This window comes from Paenibacillus sp. FSL L8-0158 (assembly GCF_038592965.1).
GTDB lineage: Bacteria > Bacillota > Bacilli > Paenibacillales > Paenibacillaceae > Paenibacillus > Paenibacillus polymyxa_D.
Genome location: NZ_CP151949.1, coordinates 1,248,142 through 1,267,194, shown reverse-complemented (window position 1 = coordinate 1,267,194; position 19,053 = coordinate 1,248,142). Strand labels below are relative to the sequence as shown.

16 protein-coding genes, 1 pseudogene and 1 riboswitch are annotated in these 19,053 nt (G+C 44.1%); of the genes and pseudogenes, 9 read left to right on the top strand and 8 right to left on the bottom strand.

Annotation, left to right across the window (positions count from 1 at the left end; all coding sequences use genetic code 11):
* Nucleotides 1-28: 28 nt before the first annotated feature.
* A complete protein-coding gene (locus tag NSQ68_RS05670) occupies nucleotides 29-1,930 on the top strand; it encodes a 5'-nucleotidase C-terminal domain-containing protein (protein ID WP_342428254.1) in 1,902 nt (633 codons plus the stop codon).
* Nucleotides 1,931-2,173: 243 nt separating this feature from the next.
* Nucleotides 2,174-2,845, top strand: a complete 672-nt coding sequence (locus NSQ68_RS05665; RefSeq protein ID WP_307348270.1) for a 3'-5' exonuclease — start codon at nucleotides 2,174-2,176, stop codon at nucleotides 2,843-2,845.
* Nucleotides 2,846-2,891: 46 nt separating this feature from the next.
* Here NSQ68_RS05665 and NSQ68_RS05660 read toward each other — a convergent pair whose 3' ends face one another.
* From NSQ68_RS05660 to NSQ68_RS05650, 3 genes are all read right to left on the bottom strand, one after another.
* On the bottom strand, nucleotides 2,892-3,869 hold the full coding sequence (locus NSQ68_RS05660) for a WYL domain-containing protein (RefSeq protein WP_341038963.1): 978 nt from the start codon (nucleotides 3,867-3,869) through the stop codon (nucleotides 2,892-2,894).
* A 71-nt stretch (nucleotides 3,870-3,940) separates the two neighbouring features.
* The gene (locus tag NSQ68_RS05655) at nucleotides 3,941-4,708 is read right to left on the bottom strand and encodes a hypothetical protein (RefSeq protein WP_342428253.1); all 768 of its coding nucleotides are present in this window, start codon (nucleotides 4,706-4,708) and stop codon (nucleotides 3,941-3,943) included.
* 219 nt (nucleotides 4,709-4,927) lie between these two features.
* Entirely contained in the window at nucleotides 4,928-5,083 is a 156-nt protein-coding gene (locus tag NSQ68_RS05650) for a hypothetical protein (RefSeq protein ID WP_342428252.1), read from the bottom strand.
* A 314-nt stretch (nucleotides 5,084-5,397) separates the two neighbouring features.
* On the opposite strand from NSQ68_RS05650, the gene NSQ68_RS05645 reads away from it, so the two are divergent.
* The 6 genes from NSQ68_RS05645 (at nucleotide 5,398) to queF (ending at nucleotide 9,653) form a co-directional block, all read left to right on the top strand.
* The gene (locus tag NSQ68_RS05645) at nucleotides 5,398-5,838 is read left to right on the top strand and encodes a hypothetical protein (RefSeq protein WP_342428251.1); all 441 of its coding nucleotides are present in this window, start codon (nucleotides 5,398-5,400) and stop codon (nucleotides 5,836-5,838) included.
* A gap of 25 nt (nucleotides 5,839-5,863) precedes the next feature.
* A complete protein-coding gene (locus NSQ68_RS05640) occupies nucleotides 5,864-6,568 on the top strand; it encodes an AIM24 family protein (RefSeq protein WP_342428250.1) in 705 nt (234 codons plus the stop codon).
* Between the two features lie 79 nt (nucleotides 6,569-6,647).
* Nucleotides 6,648-6,691: riboswitch (PreQ1 riboswitch) on the top strand.
* Nucleotides 6,692-6,825: 134 nt separating this feature from the next.
* Nucleotides 6,826-7,509 carry a 7-cyano-7-deazaguanine synthase QueC gene (gene queC, locus NSQ68_RS05635; protein ID WP_342428249.1) on the top strand — a complete coding sequence of 228 codons (684 nt, stop codon included), beginning with the start codon at nucleotides 6,826-6,828 and terminating at the stop codon, nucleotides 7,507-7,509.
* Complete coding sequence (queD, locus tag NSQ68_RS05630) at nucleotides 7,502-7,993, top strand: 6-carboxytetrahydropterin synthase QueD (RefSeq protein WP_025720580.1); 492 nt, start codon at nucleotides 7,502-7,504, stop codon at nucleotides 7,991-7,993. The genes queC and queD overlap by 8 nt, the downstream gene beginning before the upstream one ends.
* Complete coding sequence (queE, locus tag NSQ68_RS05625) at nucleotides 7,986-8,849, top strand: 7-carboxy-7-deazaguanine synthase QueE (protein WP_342428248.1); 864 nt, start codon at nucleotides 7,986-7,988, stop codon at nucleotides 8,847-8,849. The genes queD and queE overlap by 8 nt, the downstream gene beginning before the upstream one ends.
* Before the next feature lie 306 nt (nucleotides 8,850-9,155).
* Nucleotides 9,156-9,653, top strand: coding sequence for a preQ(1) synthase (queF, locus tag NSQ68_RS05620; protein ID WP_013309106.1), 498 nt, complete (start codon nucleotides 9,156-9,158; stop codon nucleotides 9,651-9,653).
* Between the two features lie 113 nt (nucleotides 9,654-9,766).
* Here queF and NSQ68_RS05615 read toward each other — a convergent pair whose 3' ends face one another.
* The 5 genes and pseudogenes from NSQ68_RS05615 to NSQ68_RS05595 form a co-directional block, all read right to left on the bottom strand.
* The gene (locus tag NSQ68_RS05615) at nucleotides 9,767-10,600 is read right to left on the bottom strand and encodes an AraC family transcriptional regulator (RefSeq protein ID WP_023987362.1); all 834 of its coding nucleotides are present in this window, start codon (nucleotides 10,598-10,600) and stop codon (nucleotides 9,767-9,769) included.
* Between the two features lie 215 nt (nucleotides 10,601-10,815).
* Nucleotides 10,816-12,195, bottom strand: coding sequence for a glycoside hydrolase family 32 protein (locus tag NSQ68_RS05610; protein ID WP_342428247.1), 1,380 nt, complete (start codon nucleotides 12,193-12,195; stop codon nucleotides 10,816-10,818).
* Nucleotides 12,188-14,443, bottom strand: coding sequence for a beta-glucosidase BglX (gene bglX, locus NSQ68_RS05605; RefSeq protein ID WP_342428246.1), 2,256 nt, complete (start codon nucleotides 14,441-14,443; stop codon nucleotides 12,188-12,190). Before bglX ends, NSQ68_RS05610 begins: the two co-directional genes overlap by 8 nt.
* Nucleotides 14,444-14,461: 18 nt before the next feature.
* Nucleotides 14,462-15,868: a sucrose-specific PTS transporter subunit IIBC gene (locus NSQ68_RS05600; RefSeq protein ID WP_342428245.1), complete on the bottom strand. Its 1,407-nt coding sequence runs from the start codon at nucleotides 15,866-15,868 to the stop codon at nucleotides 14,462-14,464.
* A gap of 268 nt (nucleotides 15,869-16,136) precedes the next feature.
* Nucleotides 16,137-17,905: pseudogene (locus NSQ68_RS05595) on the bottom strand (phosphatase PAP2 family protein).
* A 309-nt stretch (nucleotides 17,906-18,214) separates the two neighbouring features.
* On the opposite strand from NSQ68_RS05595, the gene NSQ68_RS05590 reads away from it, so the two are divergent.
* Nucleotides 18,215-18,904 (top strand): hypothetical protein, encoded by a 690-nt coding sequence (locus NSQ68_RS05590; protein WP_342428244.1) that lies wholly within the window; start codon nucleotides 18,215-18,217, stop codon nucleotides 18,902-18,904.
* The last annotated feature ends 149 nt before the right edge of the window (nucleotides 18,905-19,053 follow it).

Sequence of the window (19,053 nt, the reverse complement as noted above, 5' to 3'; positions counted from 1 at the left end):
TCATTTTATGGGAGGTTGAAGGAACAACATGAACTCATGGAAAAAACTCTCGTCGATCCTGACGACGGCTGCGCTTCTACTTGGTTGTCTCGGTACAGCAGCAGCAGACCCAGCAAGCAATGTGGGAACAGCGGGAACGGCAACGGCTCCAGTCAGCGGCAAACACATCACCATCCTACATACGAACGATACCCATGCCCACGTGGTCACGAACGACAAGGAAATGGGATTCGCCAAGCTGGCGGGTATCATTGATCAGTACCGGGCTTCCAATCCCAATACACTGCTGCTAGATGACGGGGATACCGTTCATGGAACGACCTTCGCTACTTTGGTTAAAGGTGAGAGCATTGTGAAAGTGATTAACAAGCTCCGCTATGATGCTATGGTTCCAGGTAACCACGAGTTTAATTATGGTTGGAAACATCTTGTTGAGCTAAGTAAGGAGATTCAGTTCCCTGTGCTCAGTTCCAATATTAAACAAACAGACGGAACACGTTTGTTCAAACCCTATGTTATTAAAGAAGTGGACGGTGTAAAAATCGGTATTATCGGTCTGACTACGCCAGAAACAGCATATAAGACTAATCCCAAAAATGTGGAGGGTATTCAATTCACCGATCCTGCGGCTGAGGCCAAAGCGGCTGTTGATGAAATCCGCAGCAAAGTAGATGTCGTTGTTGTTCTCGGTCACCTGGGGCAGGATGCGTCTAGTAAGGACACCAGCCTCAAGGTTGTTAAGGAAGTGCCTGGCATTGATATTTTCATCGATGGACACAGCCATACTGTACTGGAAAAAGGCTTGGTTAGTGACAATGGTACATTGATCGCTAGCGCAGGTGAATACACCAAGTATCTGGGTGTTGTGGACTTATGGGTTGACGGCGGTAAGGTTACGCAAAAGCAAGCCAAGCTGATTGATTCGACTCAAGCAGTGGACGTCCAGCCCAACGCTGAAATTGCTGCATTGATCGCCTCCATTCAAAAGGACCAGGAACCTATTCTTAAAGAGGTTGTAACGCAAACGAGTGTGGATCTGGAAGGAGCACGCGAAAAGGTGCGTGCAAGTGAAACCAATCTCGGTGACCTGCTCACCGATGCTATGCGTGACATTTCGGGAGCAGATGTGGCTTTAACGAACGGTGGCGGCATCCGGGCTTCCATCAAGACGGGGACGGTAACCAAGGGAGACATCATCACTGTGCTGCCTTTCGGCAACCAGATCGTTACCCTGAAAGTGAAAGGCTCTGACATTCAGGCCGCACTGGAAAATGGTACAGCCTCCTATCCAGAGCCAAGCGGAGGTTTCCCACAGGTATCAGGTATCACGTTCAAAATAGACACATCAGCAGCCAAAGGCAGCCGTGTTCATTCCATCCTGATCGGCGGAAAAACACTTGATCCTGAGGCAACATACACACTGGCCACCAATGATTTTACTGCCGTAGGTGGTGACCAATATACGATGTTCGCTAAATATCCACAGGCAGGTATGTTCGGTTCGCTTGACGAAGCGTTAATCCGCTACATGCAAAAGGTGGGCTCCGCTAGCCTGCAAGTACAAGCGGACGGTCGCATTCAAGAAGCCAAGACTGACGGTAAAATGTCTGTCCCTGCCGCACAAGCTGCGCCATCTGCTTCAACCGCAACACCCGCACCTGTGCAGGAAAAGCCGCAATCCGTCTCTACACCGGCTGCGAAACCAGCACCCGCAAAAACGGCACCGGCAAAGTCTCCAACAGCCAAGCCACAGCAGACATCCGATTCTGCACAAGTTACAAATAGCCATGTATATGTTGTGAAATCCGGGGATACGCTGTATGACATTTCCCGCAAACATGGTACCACCTGGCAACAGCTTCAACAGTTGAATAAGTTGAAGAATCCTCACCGTATTTATCCGGGACAAAAGTTAGACCTCCCGGCCTAATTCAATAGCTAGCAAAAGCAGCGTCCGGAATCCTAGTGGTTTCGGACGCTGCTTTAGGTCAGGCGTTTTTAGATATGCGATAGTCCAAGATCATTTGGACATCGCATATTTTTTTTAAAAGCAAACCTTTTAACCGCTGACAAGTTGTGAACCGAGAGGTATGATGGAGAAGAGTCATTCGGGCAGAGAACATTCGTCCCGATATCCATCGGGACCAGTTATATGTGTGGAAGGAGTCCAGAAATGCAATACATTATTTACGATCTTGAATTTACCGTTAGCCGTAACGCCAGATATTCCTCCGAAATCATTGATATCGGTGCCGTCAAAGTTGTTCAGGGAGACGATGGCCTATACGTTGCGGATACGTTTCACAGTTTTGTAAGACCCTCGAATCGACCTGTACTCTCGACAGATACCGTTCAGTTCACGGGTATTACTCAACGAGACATTGATGCCGCTCCACTATTCCCTGAAGCTGTGAAGCAATTCATAGCCTGGCTCGGTACGGATTCCCCCTATTATTTATGCGCATGGGGCCCGGATGACCGTCAAAAGCTGGTATCCCATTGTCGTACCCATCATGTAGATCTCGGATGGATTCATAATACAAATGATATACAGAAGCAGATTTCCCGTCTGTTTGGTTCCAATGGAAAGTACCGTCAGTTGAGCCTGTCTCAGGCGCTGGAATTGTGCAACATTGACTTTGACGGTCAACAACACCGGGCACTGGATGATGCCGTGAACACCGCTCAGGTTTTCATGTACCATTTTGATCGTATTACATTAGTTCATAATGCTGCTGATGATGAGGAAAGCCGTGGATCGAAGCTCGTCTACTCCTCACCAGAAGAAGAACAGGAGCAGTACAGTCCTTTTGGCAATCTCGCCAACCTGTTTAAGGACCGTTAAGCGGATAGCTCCCCGGCCCGTTCCGGGGGATCTCCCCCTGTTATTCTTAATTTCCTGCCTTTTTATCGAAATAGAATGCCCCCCAGGTTCGCAGCATTTCTTGCATTCGTTTGCGATACCGTAAAGGCTCCAGGATCTCGGCCTCAGCTCCATAGGAAGTGAGCCAATCCAAAAATTCACGGTCATGATTGACCGTCACCTCAAACAACAAACTTCCATCCGGCAAATCCTTAAGAAAAGGCTTGATGAACAGCTCTTCTTCTTTGACCCGATATACAGACTCAGCAGAAAAACGTACCACAAACCGGATATTCTGATTTCCTTTGGTCACCGACCAGGTCCCTTTAAAAAACATTTCCATCTCAGTTGTATTTTTTTGAAACGTATACGGCAAAATTCTCATGTTCCGAAATCGGCTGATCCGAAAGGTTCTCATAGCGGATTGCTTGTGACAAAAACCAAGCATATAGAATCGCCGATCCTGCGGGACCAAACAATAAGGATCCACCTGAACTAGTGATACATCTTCATTTTGAGGTGAGCTGTATTCCGCTTCAATAGTCTGCTGCGTAAGACTCGCTAAAACAATCAGCCTGAGCAGATAGGGCTGGTTTTCCCGATCAAGTGTCGAGCCGAGCCGGACAATATTTTTCATTTCCTGCGCGAAGCTCGTCTGGTCCATCTTTTTTTTCTGACTAGAGGCCATCACTTTCTCATAAGCACTTTCAAAAGCTGGCGGTAAAAGAGGCTTTACCGTTTCCATAATCTCTCCCAGCTTAGTAAAAGCCTCTGCCTCTTCTTCCGTCCAATTCAGAGGATACAAAGCAAAATTGCTAATAAAAATGTATCCCTTGCCATGCCCCATATTCGCAATCGGAATATGCATAGCGCTTAGCGCCTCCATATCTCGGTATATGGTACGTTCTGATGTTTCACAACGTTCGGCAAGCTCTCTTGCCAATATCCCTGGATTTGCCTGAACAATAGTAATAATCCGCATTAAACGTATCAACCGATCAGTCAAGGAAGTCTCTCCTTTACAAAAAGATAGTAAATTAGACTCACTATATTACACAAATAAACTAGCATAACTGCCTATTTCAAAGTATCATTTTCAGTAAAACGAACATCTTCTAGCGATATCGACTTATTAAAAAAGACCTTAGAACTATACACTGTAAATGATACAAAAGTACCACTCCATTTATTGCGTATGGCCAGAAGCAACTCGGCTTCCTGCAGGTAATCCATATCTTCGCTTCTTGCTGCACGTATAAGTAATTCATCTGCTTGTCTGGTAAGGATGAACGCCCCTTGCTCATATTCCCCTTTCTCGTACATACGCAATGCCTTTTTTACAATAGAGGACGTCTCATTCAGCTTTATGTATTTTTCCACCTTCGGGTTGGATGGAATGCTCAGCAGACCAAGATGATGCGTGAAATGGATGTAGAGTTGATCTGTCCGGATCAGCGTTCGCTTTTCCTGCGATGGCTTGCGCCAGCTCCACTCCATCATTCCAATCGTATGTCTTCCGGACGAGTGAGCCGGTATAGAAAACGTCAAAATAGCCCGTCTATATTTCCCCCGCCGTACATCACCACAGTGAACAAACATGCAATCTCCATTTTCCGAACGTTTAAAACCGAGCCTCACTCCCTCAGCTTTTAATAGACTGACCCCGTTTTCTGGAATGAACTGGAGTTGAAGGTCACAACCCGCTGCTTTCGGTATTAGATTTCCTTTTCTTTTACGTATAGCTCCATAGCCCCATTCTAACAGTAGATTTACTTGTTTGGACCCATTCGCAGATATAGACTCTTTGTCCCATGTGCACGTTACATTGAGCATTGACTTCACCACTGGTAAATTCCCCCTAAAAGAACATGTAACTCTAAATTAACAGTGTTATCTGACACTATATTGTCAGGGAACATATGTTTGATTGTGAAAATTATACATGGGAATCTTTGTGAAGGGGGACCTAGTTTGGTAAATAACATTTTAAGCCATTTAAATTGCATAAATGCGCAAAAAAATAGCCCAGCATATGCCGGGCTATTTTATAGTCTGTATTTAAACTTATGAGATTGTAGTTTCTGTTAAAGAAACATTCGTTTTTGTGCAAATATCAGATATTGGGGCAAAAGTAGTACTATCTACGACAAGATCCTTTGATAATGGTTTTCCATTTACAGTAATTTTTAAAGTTTTATAGTTTTGTTCTTTCTTATTCATCTTGCAAAATCTCCTTCTATATTAATTTTTAATATATTTCAGTTCATATATTTAACTTAAGCCCTGATCAGGTGCGGATCGTTCTTAACTCGTATGCTGGGAAAAATGCCGGAATGTTGCCGCTTCCTTGATATACCCGTTTTAAGGTACACTTAAACTAATATATCGACTTTTTTTGAGAACATTTTCTCCGTATTTGTCGTCGGTTCCTTTCTAAAATCTGCATCCGTATCGTTATATTATACGTAACCATGTCATATGGGTAATGATCTATATCATCTAACATCTTGGTTTATCAAAAGGAGGAACATCTCTTGGCACGACCAACTTGTCGCTTTGCTTTGTATCGCCGCATTGTCTGTGCTGCTATAGCACTTTTGTTTGTTTTTGGGATAACTCGTGTACCCGAAGTACATGCTGCTTATTGGGATGATGTGTACCAAGGTTTCGAGCAATTTTCGCGGTTACCTGGTGATGTGTATCAGCTCAAGGAAAGCTATCGACAAACACAGGAGGATCTGGAAAAGGCCCGTAACAGCTTAGATGCCTATCAAGAGCAAAACGCCCAATTGCTGGAGCAAAACCGCAAGCTGACTGACACTGTCACAGAATTAAAAAATCTTCAAACCCAGCGCGATCAGGCTTCACACCGAAATAAAATGCTCATCATCACAGCTATAATTCTGCTAGCTGGTTATTTTATTGGTATCCGACTGTTGCGTTACGGGATGCGTCGACGTTCGGGAAGATACTAACTGTCTGAAAGGATGAAAGGTCTGAATGGACATACAAGCAGGACAACACCATGATGAAAGCGTCGGTTCGGTCGTAACGCTCGATCTGGCGGAAGGAGAAAAGCTGCACGTTCTGCATCCGCAGCAAATCATCGCATACCGCGGACCCAGCTCAGGCCGCAGTGATAAACTGATGAATATTAAGGGCATGTATCGCAAACACAAACTGATTCAGGCCGATTTCACAGGAGCTTGTCGCCTAATTGCCGCACTTCCACCTGGCTTTAGTCTAAAAATGATTAAGCTTGAAGGAAGTGATGATCTGTTATACGATTTTCGCAACCTGTTCTGGTACAGCTCCGGTATTCAAATGCGTACCAAGTTGCTAAGCGTGAAGAACATGTTGTTTAGCCGTGATGTTATAAAAATGAAATTTGATGGTGTGGGTCAAATCGGCCTTTTGACGCAGGGATTGGTATGTCAGGAACAGCTTCATCCGACAGAACCGATATATGTGGATGCGAGCAGCGTCATTGCCTATCCCGAAAACGCCAAACTGGAGTTGACCGTGTATGGCAACCATCTGGCCAGCCAGCATATGAACTATCATTTTAAAATGACCGGACAGGGTACCGTACTATTCCATGCCGGGGAACATCATCGGCGGCTCCAACAGGATATGAACGACGATGGCGTAATCAAGCGATTTCTAAGGGAAGTCATTCCATTTGGTGGAGTGTTTATCAAATAGCCCTGCCATGCTATAATGACAATGCTAAAGCCGTCTGTCCTCGTGACAGATACTAATGAAGAAAATCCATGCGTCATGCGTGGGAGAGGTTCGCGAACTCCCTCTATAAAAAACTAACGATGCTTTGTCCTCCGCAAGAAAAATGATTTCTCGGGGCAAGGCCTGTTTTTTGTTGAAGTCGGTTCAAGAACTCTCCTTCTTCCAAGTGACAAGACTCCGTGTCTTGCACCATTCCAAGAAGATCGAGAGGTTTTTTTATGTTTGCAAACGAAAAAGCAGTCGTCGTATTCAGCGGCGGCCAAGACAGCACAACCTGTTTATTTTGGGCAAAAAAACATTTTGCTGAAGTAGAAACCGTGACGTTCGATTACGGTCAACGCCACAAGCAGGAAATCGAAGTAGCCGCTGGAATCGCCCGCGAACTGGGTGTTCCGCAAACGGTACTGGATATGAGCCTGCTTAATCAACTAGCCCCTAATGCCCTCACACGCACCGACATTGACATTACTCAACAGGAAGGCGAACTGCCTAGCACCTTTGTAGACGGTCGCAACCTACTGTTTCTGAGCTTCGCGGGAGTTCTCGCCAAGCAAAAAGGAGCGCGCCACATCATTACAGGTGTATGTGAGACGGATTTCAGCGGCTATCCCGATTGCCGGGATTCTTTTATCAAATCGCTGAACGTCACACTGAACCTTTCGATGGACTATCCCTTTGTGATTCATACCCCGCTTATGTGGTTGAACAAGGCCGAAACTTGGCACATGGCCGATGAGCTAGAAGCTTTTGAATTTGTAAGAACACGTACACTAACGTGCTATAACGGCGTCATTGGAGACGGCTGTGGCGATTGCCCTGCTTGCAAACTTCGCCGTGCTGGACTGGAGCAGTATCTCGCGGTGCGCGGAGCTTCATCCCAAGGAGTTGAAGGTCATGCGTGAACCAGGTACCTTTCGTATTGTCGATAAGCTCCAGCAGTTCGGGACAGACATTGAGCACTCTCAGCTGCGTTATCACCGCAAACGTGTACTCGTCAGCAAACAATTTACATTCGATGCAGCACATCATTTGCACTGCTACGAAGGCAAATGCAAAAATCTGCACGGACATACCTATATCGTCGTGTTTGGCATAAGTGGTATACCGGGCGAAACCGGTCTAACGCTGGATTTTGGTGACATCAAAACGATCTGGAAAGAGCGGATTGAGCCTTTTCTGGACCATCGTTACTTGAATGAGACGCTTCCTCCAATGAATACAACGGCGGAAAATATGGTCGTCTGGATCTTTGAACAAATGGAGTCAGCCTTGACCTCCGATGCATACTGCAACCGTGTCGAAGGTGGACGTACCGAGTTTGTACGGTTGTTCGAGACACCTACCAGCTACGCCGAGTTCCGACGGGAGTGGATGCTCGATGAGTAATACTGTGACTTCTCACCAACCCATGGCAGCCTCCCACGGCACCAAAATAGCCCCTATTCCCGTACTGGAGGTGTTTGGTCCCACTGTTCAGGGCGAAGGGATGGTCATTGGTCGTAAAACGATGTTTGTTCGCACCGCAGGCTGCGATTACCATTGCTCGTGGTGCGACTCCGCCTTTACCTGGGACGGCAGCGCCAAGCATCAGATCCGTCGTCTGAATGCCACAGACATTTGGCAGGAGCTAAAGGCCATCGGCGGCGAACGGTTTTCGCATGTGACCCTTTCTGGAGGCAATCCTGCCCTGCTACCGCAGCTTGGGGAGCTAATCACCCTGCTGCGCAGTCAAGGCATTGCCACCGCTGTCGAAACACAAGGCTCCCGTTGGCAGGAATGGCTGTATGATATCGATGAGGTAACCCTATCCCCGAAACCGACCAGCTCTGGCATGACGACCAACTGGGACGTGCTGGATGATATCGTCGACCGTCTGTCAAACCGGAAGAGGGCTGGTGAGTCCCGAGCTACGTCTAACGTCGCAATCGCAACAGGCTTGAAGGAACCCGCTAATGAATCTGCGCGGCTCTATACCGGAGCTTGCAGCTTGAAGGTCGTCATCTTCGATGACACCGATCTTGCCTATGCCCGCATCGTTCACGAGCGCTATCCACACGTACCACTGTTCCTCCAGACGGGTAATCCAGATGTGAACACGGAGAACACCGGACAGATTGCGGAGTCCCTACTCCATCGTTATGAATGGCTTATCGACCGTGTCATGGACGATTCCCGACTAAACGATGTAAGAGTACTCCCGCAGCTCCACACCCTCGTATGGGGCAACAAACGCGGCGTATAACACTTATATGTAATATATTCCGTATGAGCTGTATGTGATACACAGCACTTCTGCCCCTAACCTACAGGTAAACGAGCAGGGACTTTATGATGGTGACGGCGGTCGGCAGCGAAGCGGAGGAATTGAAGCTGGAGAAGCGATAGCGTTCGCCTTTGAAATGGGATTCTAACCTATATCTTTCATCTATTAGAAAGAATCCCATTTCAACAGCGATCGGAAGCTCAAATCCTTCGCGGAGCGACCTCCCCATCAACATAACTCTCTATTCCTTTTACCAATAAACCAACTATAAGGAGCCTCATCCATATGACCGGAAGAACACCCGAAGAAATGACCGACGTTACCCTGCTTGGCAATCAAGGCACACAATACACTTTCGCCTATGATCCCGCCATTCTCGAAAGCTTTGATAATAAACATCCGTATCGGGATTATTTTGTTAAGTTCAATTGCCCGGAGTTCACCAGCCTGTGCCCGATTACAGGACAGCCTGATTTTGCAACCATCTACATCAGCTACATTCCCGATATTAAAATGGTAGAAAGCAAATCCCTTAAGCTGTACCTGTTCAGCTTCCGTAACCACGGCGATTTCCATGAAGACTGCGTCAACATCATCATGAATGACTTGATTAAGCTGATGGACCCTCGCTACATTGAAGTATGGGGCAAATTCACGCCACGTGGCGGTATCTCTATCGACCCATATACCAACTACGGCAAGCCAGGAACGAAGTATGAACAGATAGCGGAGCACCGTATGATGAACCATGATATGTACCCAGAAAAGATCGATAACCGTTAAGCTAATAACTCTCCTGACATAGCGTAAATATCAAGGGGTTGTCCTAAAGTCATCAAATGACTCAGGGGCAGCCCCTTGGTTTTACTGAAAGGATGCTGTGCATGCACGTGGCGTTACACATCCAGATCAAATCTTGATTTTTTATATTCATAAGGTGTTTTACCCATAACTTCTCTAAAAGCTTTTCTGAAAGACTTCTCGTTTGGAAACCCGACCTCATAAGAAATTTCTGTAAGTGACTTATTGGTTGAATCCAGTAAATCGATTGCCTTCTCCAAACAAAGAATTTGCTTATATTCGGTAAACGTCTGGCCAGTATATTCATGAAACATTCGCGACAAATAAGCCTCCGAATAACCACAGATACGAGCCGTTTTGGCCAGGCTAATATTTTCAGTATAATGCTCTTTAATAAAGTCCATGATTGTCTTTATCTTTCGTTGCTTTTCACTGAATACTTCCGGTGGAATGTCTGTTGCCTGACTAAAATGATTGACAAGCAAATATTTCAGTTCAATAATTCGGCTTTGCTCTAAAATGTAGTCGTATTTGCTTTTGGAAATATGTAGATCATATATATCCATAAACAATCCTCTTAATTTAGAGATTATAGTATCTTCAACTTGTTTCTCTTGCGTGTTTAATTGGATGATTACTTGTTCATTGGCAAAGAAAGTGTCTGGAAATTGCAGCACAATGACTTGGTTCTCCGTAATGCTCTGCGTGGAATGCGGAACATTGCTGTTGATGAATAGCGCATCCTTTTCCATCAAAATAGTTATTTTCCCTTCATGCCACACCTTTAGACTTCCACTTGTACAGTAGATCAACTCCATATTGCTGTGAAAATGCATAGGAATGACTCTTTCTGTATCTCTGGATTGGAACATAAAAAGGTTAATCATTTTTTTTCTGTCTATTTCGATATGTTCATATATTTTTTTCATTACGACACCTCATCAGCCAGCCATGAGTGATCCATCTGTATTCCATATTAAGCAATAAACTCTTATACTAATACTCATACTATACCGATAGTAAAATGCCCGGACAAGCAGAATCTATTCAACAGACCAAAATAAAAAAGAAGGCAGTTCTTCCCGCAAACGGGATAATGAACAGCCTTCCTTAACATACTTGCAACTTGGCAAGCAAAAAAATGTTACCCTACACATTCCTGCAACTGATACATTCTAATTTCTCCTAGATTGTCTCCTGACTCAAGCAATACATTGCGTTGGTCTGCATCTTCTATGAAATAACGCAGGGAAAACACCTCTTCACCCTCGTTCACAAAGATCTCCAGGCTTGAGCTTTCTATGAAAATTTGCATGCCTGCAAGCTTATTATTTAATGTTGCTCTTCTGTACTCCCTCTCGCCAGTCAACCAGTTTGTTCTCCAAACGGTCAGACTATTTTGTTCCCAATCATAGTCAATTTGCACAGCATCCCTTATGATCATTTTAAAGTTTTCTGTGAGTAAGGAAAAATGAACAATTAACTCCGCTTGTGTAGAAGGCAGCAGCCATTCACTACTACTTTGAATTTCCCCTTTGTAATGCATATCATCCTGTCTTAATAATTGTAATTCCGGCAATGGTTTCTGGTACAACACACCGTTCATCAACACCACTTCTCTAGGAAGTGTCAATGCATGAATCCAGCCCTCCTGAATGGTCGGGACAGCTCTCTCCGCTTCTTCATTCATGGCGCTCATCCATCCGAACATAATGGTTCTGTCATTAACTTTGAATGATTGTGGAGCGTAAAAATCAAATCCTCGATCAAGCTCTTTAAAATCGGAAAGGTTCCCGTTGAATTTGCCTGTATTCGATAATTTACCAACAATATATCCCGATTGATTAGGATTTTTATAATATTCGCATGTCTCCGGTAAACCCTGAGGAGAGAAAACAAAAACATCATTCTCCGCAAAATGAAGTACATCCGGGCATTCCCACATATAACCAAGTTGATGATCATGTTCAACAAATGATCCGTGGCATTCCCATTCGGACAAATTTTTAGATTTGTAGATAAGCGTATCTCCAGTCAAATCTTCTCTCTGAGCACCAACAATCAACCACCAGTTCCCGTGTTGGTCTCTCCATACTTTCGGATCTCGAACATGCCGGGTATAACCTTGGGGATGCTCAAACAAAGGACCTGTTTTTTGGAAATACTCGCCGTCCTCCGAAATCGCGGCGCATTGATAGCTTTCTTTTACTCCATCATCTCGGATTACATTTCCTGTATAAAACAGATACAGCTTTTCGTTATGAACAATGCCCCCGCCCGAATAAATGCCATCCTTGTCATACCATTCCGAAGGCTCCAGCGCGACACTTTTCCTTTGCCAGTGCACCAAATCGCTCGAAACAACATGGCCCCAGCATTTATTTTTATGCTCCGTTCCTTTTGGATTCCACTGATAGAACACATGATATTGATGATTGAAATAGGCAAGTCCATTAGGGTCATTGAGCAAACCGTAAGGGGGAGTAATATGATACTTCAGGTTATAAGCGTCGCTTTTATTCATGCTCATCCTCCGGTAAATAAACAAAACTAAAACTCAGCAAAATTTCCTGCGAGCTTGACCCGATATAAACATCAAATTCTCCGGGTTCACTTTTGTATTGCATTTCACGATCATAAAATTTAAGCATCTCTTCATGAATTGAAAATTCAACATTTTGGGTCTCGCCACTTTGCAAAAACACTTTTTTAAAGTCTTTTAATTCTTTCACTGGTCTTGCAACACTTGCAAATTTATCGCGAATGTATAATTGGATCGTTTCCTTTCCATCATAAATTCCAGTGTTGGACACAGAAATACAGATATTAACTGACTCATTTTTTTTCATTTCTTTTCGGCTAATTGTTAATAGGCTGTATTCAAATGAGGTATAGGATTTACCATAGCCAAACGGATACAAGGGTTCATTCATTTCATCAATATATCGGGATGCAAACCGATAAGAGCCATTTTCCTTTAAATTGGGTCTTCCTGTATTCAACTCATTGTAGGATATCGGAATTTGTCCAACGCTTCGTGGAAAGGTCATGGCTAATTTCCCCGATGGATTGACTTCCCCATACAGTATATTGGCCAGTGCTTCTCCGCCCATCGTTCCTGGATACCAGGCTTGAACAATAGCGTCAACTTTTCCGGCTACTTCGGTAAGAATCAAAGGTCTTCCGCTATAAATGATCAGAACCGTCTTTTTGCCCAGTAAACTTAATTCATGGAGCAGTTTCATTTGCGGCTCAGGAAGTGTCGGGTTCGTTCGCGATCCCCCTTCTCCGCTCTGATAAATACTTTCTCCCAAGGCGAGAACAATGACATCCGCTTCATTAGCATTCTGGATCGCTTCACGCAGCAGGGTCTCCTCGTCGACTGTTTCAGCAGCCAGCTTGTCCGCATATTTGCCAAGGGCTTCTCTCGCATTAGCGGGGAGCATATGTGCCCCTTTACAAACCGAGAGATTGTCGGGATCAACATGCTTTAATAATCCCATTTTCAAATTGACGGTATCCGCCTCATCCCCCTTAATGGCCCACATGCCCAGGGTAGAGTTTTCATCTGCGTAAGGACCGATTAAAGCTACTTTGGTATGTTTTAACAATGGCAGCAGTTCATCTTCATTTTTCAGCAAGACTACGGATTCTTCAGCCAAGGACAGCGCGGCTTTTTTATGTTCATCTGACAGAATGCTGTTTCTCGACCGCTGAACGGTTTCCTGTAATCCGCGGAACGGGTCCTCAAAAAGCCCCAAATCATTTTTTAGCTTTAAAATACGGTATACCGCTTCATTCAACAGCCCCAGCATATGCTCGTCATCAGATACTACTTTCTCCAATTGATTGGCGTATACTGCTGTCTTCATATCCACATCAACACCAGCCAACAATGCCAGCCTTGCGGCGGAAGCCTCATCTTCGGCATAGCCGTGCATGATCAGTTCTTCTATAGCGGCGTAATCCGAGATCAACACACCATTAAAATTCATTTCTCGTCTTAGTACGTCGCGGTTAAGCCACTCGTTTCCTGTCGCAGGGACGCCATTCAGGGTATTAAAGGCCGTCATAACAAGCTTTGCCCCCGCCTCGATTGCAGCTTGATACCCTGGCAAATAATATTCTCGCAGCGTGTGCTCCGACATATCCACGGCGTTATACTCACGTCCAGCGACAGGTGCCCCATAAGCGGCAAAATGCTTGACGCAAGCGGCAATTTTATTCGCTGGTATGATTCCTTCCAAGTTTCTCCCCTGGATTCCCTGAACCATGCTTTCAGCATATTTCTTCGCTAGCAAAGTGTCCTCTCCAGGCGATTCCATCACCCGCCCCCAACGGGGATCTCTAACGATATCTACCATGGGGGAAAAGGTCACGTGCACACCTTCGTCGTAACATTCTTGGGCAGCAATCGAACCTGCATGTTCTATACCCTCATAATTCCAACTACATGCTTGTGCAATCGGAATCGGGAAAATGGTTCGATACCCATAGATAATATCTGCCATGAACAGCAGCGGAATTTTATGAATCGATTTTTCCAAATAATCCGTTTGCAACTGGATAATTTTTTCTGGATTAGTGATGTTCAATATGGATCCTGTGTTATATATATTGTAGCCAGCGTCTAACCCTAACTTTTTTAAAGGCCCCGTCACAACAGTGTCTATATCCCCTTCAAAAAAATCACCGGTCAGTTGGATGAGCTGACCTATCTTCTCTTCTATTGAAAGGCTGTCCAATTTCTTAAGCAGTGTGTTGTTGTCCATGATTCTCCCCACATCATTTTATTTGTTATCTGTTTTTTCTTTAAAGCCAAAGATCCACGTTAGCGCAAATGCTACAGCAAAGCCGATTACACAAACTAAAATATAAAGAAATATCTGATTGTTCAGGTACAATAATATTCCGGGTAGGGCTGTAATGGACATACCCGTTGCTTGAACATTAAATATACGTGCGAAGAAGCCACCAACCGCTCCTCCAATCAAGCCCATCATGAACGGTTTGCCATATCGAATGTTCACCCCAAAGATAGCAGGTTCTGTAATACCTAATAACGCAGACAAGGTAGAAGGATACGCAATGGATTTGGTTTTTACATTTTTGGCTTTTAAACCAACAGCCAATGCAGCACCCGCTTGTGCGCAAATCGATGCTGAACTGATCGGGTTTACCATATTCCAACCATTGCCCACTAGCATCTGTATTTCAATCAGGTTTAAGGCATGGTGCAGTCCGGTAACTACAATAATCTGATTGATACCACCGTAAATAAATCCGCCGATGCCGTATGGTAATTTTAAAATGGCGGTAACACCCATTAATATTAAAGCTTCCACCTCGTGAAAAATGGGACCAATCACGAACAATCCCAATACTAGTGTTATTAATAATGTCAGAAACGGTGTTAGAATTAAGTCCAATGCATCGGGGACTGATTTCCTGATTTTCTTCTCCAGCATCGCCCCCACGACACCTATTATGAAAGCAGGCAGAACCGAGCCCTGATAGCCTGCAATTTTAATGAATCCGAAAAACACTAGTGGTTCCTGAACCTTTTGGGCGACATCCCAGGATGTAGGCAACGAAGGACTCACTAACATTAATCCAATCAATATCCCCAATAGTGGCGATCCACCAAACACCCGGAATGCCGACCAACATACCAACACGGGTAAAAATGCAAAAGCCGTATCGGTCAATATTTGTGTAAACAGTATGAAATTCGCAGAAATATGATCAGGTGTAAGTCCAAATAACTGGAGCAGTGCAGGCTGAGTTACTAAGCCTCTAACTCCCATGAATAATCCTGTAGCTACCAATGCGGGCATAATTGGAACAAATACATCCCCGAAAATTCGAATCATTCTCTTGAAGCGGTTATCATCTTGGGTTGAGGCCATTTCTTTCAAATCAGCCTTTGATGTAGCAGATATGCTTTGGCCAACCATGGCATCGTATACTTTATTTACAGTACCGGTTCCAAAAATAATTTGATATTGCCCAGAGGTAAAGAAAACGCCCTTGGCCTTATCAATATTCTCAATAAATTCATCATCAATAATTTCTCTATCTTTTACAATCAGCCTCAGCCGTGTGGCACAATGTGCCATGGAAATAATATTGTCTTCTCCGCCAAGCCCTTTAATGACATCTTGGGCTATTTTAACGTATTCTTTTTCAAGACTCATCAGTCTCTTCCTTTCCTCTGTTCCTCTTAGTTAGTCTGAATCATTTAAAACTTTGATCAAATATGCTTCTTAAGAATATCATGACTGCGCTTTCAAACAGCGGGATTATTTTACTACATTAAGGTCAAATTTTGACCTTTTTATATCCTTGATTATAAATGCATACTAGCAACTGGTGCCTGATGAAACAATAAAGTGCACCCCTAGAATACATCCCCATGTATTTTAAAGGTGCACTTTAATTGTTATATAGCGAGTTAATTACGTTTTACTTTGTGACTTTCAACTGAACACGATCGGCTGTATAGATAACCTTCACTTTATAATTGCTTGGTAAACCTACCGTTTCAATGGAAGAAAATGCTCCACTCCGTTTACCATAAGTTAAGATCGTAGCACCATTAGCCGGCACATATTTGTTAGAAAAATTCAGACGTAATTTTCCGTTGAGTATGACCGTTCCCTTCATTTTGAGCACATCATTTTTACTGCGCAGGTTAAGCTCAAGTGTTCCCTTGGCAGATTGTCTGTAATTTCCGCCAATAATCAGCTTTCCAGAAGCATTTTTAAGAAGAGTTCCCCCGTTATTCGTAATTCCACCACTTCCGAAAGCCGTTTCCGTAGTTCCCTCCAAAGTACCTTGGTCGATCTGTGTACCGCCGGAATACGTATTGTTGCCCATTAGCTTCAACGTACCTGTTCCCTTTTTAGTCAGCTTTCCAACGCCAGAAATATTGTTGCGCCAGCGATCCAATGCATTGAAACCACCTTTGGAAGCGTCCATATTTACCGTCACATTATTGGCGAAAGCACCGTAGCCATCCGCAGCTGAAAACAGGTTAAGTCTTCCCCATCCCTCAGTATCATCAAGTACAGGATAGCCGGAAGGAATCCCTGTAGTAGCCAAAACCCAACGACGTTGTGAGCTATCCAGGTAAGGCAAGCGTGTCTCCAACAGTACCTCGGCTCCCTTAGGCACTGTCATTGGCGTCGTAGTTGGATTAACCTGACTGAATCCGTATGTTAGTCGTTGATTATAATTTTTTTTGTTTGTGGCATAATTGCTGAACCGATCTGGAGCTGTACCTTTTTGAGACAGCAATTGTTTACGAGCATCCTGATAAGCCGCTTTCTTCAAACTGCTGTTGGCTGGATCAGACAGGATAGCAGCAGCCATCGCTGTTGCCATGACACGCCCTCCCATAACATCAAGTGGGGAGTGCATACCGGCAACAACACGGTTGTTGCCCAGCTCCGAAGCTCGTGTCAGCAGTTCCTGATAACGCTCTGCACGGCATAGGCCATAGCAATAGAACTGAGATACGCAGCATTGGTATGACCGCTAGGAAAGCCGCCATCGCTAGTAGCATCAGCTTTAAGAGCGGGAATAAGGCTTGGAACAACCACTGAGTTATCGCTCCAGCGAAACGGGCGAGGATAGCTAAAGTAAGACTTAGCCGGGTTCGTCGTAGAGTATTCTCCGCGCAAGGTATTTACCAGATTTACGATGTTGCCGAGATTGGAGCTTGTACTCCCTGCATTCGTTCCCTCATCTTCGTATTTCTTAGTCAGGGCATCTGTCGGAATATCGTTGATCGTTGTCGTGGCACCTGCATTCTTGCGATATATATCAGTGAGTGAACCCAGACCGTCGATCACACTGTAGCTCTGGTTTCTGCGATCATCCAAATAAGCCGCATCGGCCTCACTGGAAGTGCGACGGGCAGCGATATCAATCACTTTTTGAATATTGGCGTCCAGCACGCTGCTGTTTAGCTTGGTACCTGTATCCCAGGTAGCGCCGGGAGTCCAAAGCTTATTAAATTCGGAGAGCAACCCGAGGGTCGGATTAGAGCTTTCCGTCTTATTTGCAGAACTATTATTTTTATAATGATCTACGAAATATCCCCACGACGGTTCTGTTGGAGTTACCGTTGTTGGTAGGGTTGCCGCACTCGCATAACTTCCACCCAGGGAACCTAGAAGTAATGGTAAAGATAGTAATGCAACTGATAATGGTTTCCTTAGCGATTTCATTCTCAAATCAGATCCTCTCTTCTCTTGTGCTCTTCATACTTTCTCTACAGAGCTATTATCTATATAACAAGATATATGACATAAAGAATCATATCTTACGTTTGTTAAATGAAAAGCTTAGTTTTGTTAAATTCTTCTTACTCATTTATATGTAAGTATTTTACAGAATCCTCATGAAAAAGAATATCAACAACACTCAACATAGAAATAGTTTTAGTATGTTTGTAATACTTTCACCATGGTGATGTGTCCTGATGATCAATATAGTGTAGTAGTAAATCATAAAATTTAATTAAGGTAGGTTGTCTGATGAACGAAAAAGAGACTATTGCTTTCAGGTGTGGATCATGTAAACAGGTACCAGATAAGCCCCTATTAGAAAACAAGAACTTTGAGATTGTGGCCATCGAAGATGCTATGGACTGGTCTGATTTCAAGCATGACACCCCGGATCTAAATCGTGAAATATGGGAAAGAGCGTTGAAGCCCCCGGAAAAAGGTGACTTAAAAAAAGTACAAGTGTATTTTCCTTTTCATATGTCCGTTGGAGAAACTTTTTGGACTTTATTCAGGCCTGCTTTGTCAAACTTTAATGGTTGGGATGAGCATCCTGATGAGATCAACTTCTCTGCGTTTATTAAATGTAGATTTGAAAACATCATCTCCAAAAATGAAAGAAGAGCTTGGATCAATGTTAGAGTGGAGGAAGTTCTGTTATTAAAAGATGTATGTAATGAAATTCCACCGCGTGATGGAGCAGGCTATCTGGATTCCTTTCATATGTTTGGAGAGCCTCAGCTATTGCAATACAAGGATTGGATTCTTCTTGATGCAAACGCACAAAGTAATCTTGGGATTTGGGCATTAATTAAAAGAGTTAAGGATTATAACCATTTGGTGGCATATGGATCGTGGGAATTTCACTCCAACATGGTCTACTGTGGAAATCTAATAATTCCTGAAGATGAGTTGAACTCATTCATGCATATTAGCGAGTAAAATGACAAGTAAAGGATACCTTATAACAGATACAATGCACCCAGAGCAAGATAATTTATCGTGAATTAAAGGATCGAGCAATAAAGAGTATCCAGCAGGATGGGCAAGCAGTAATGAGTAAAAGTGGCCTTCATCCCACTTTCAGCCAT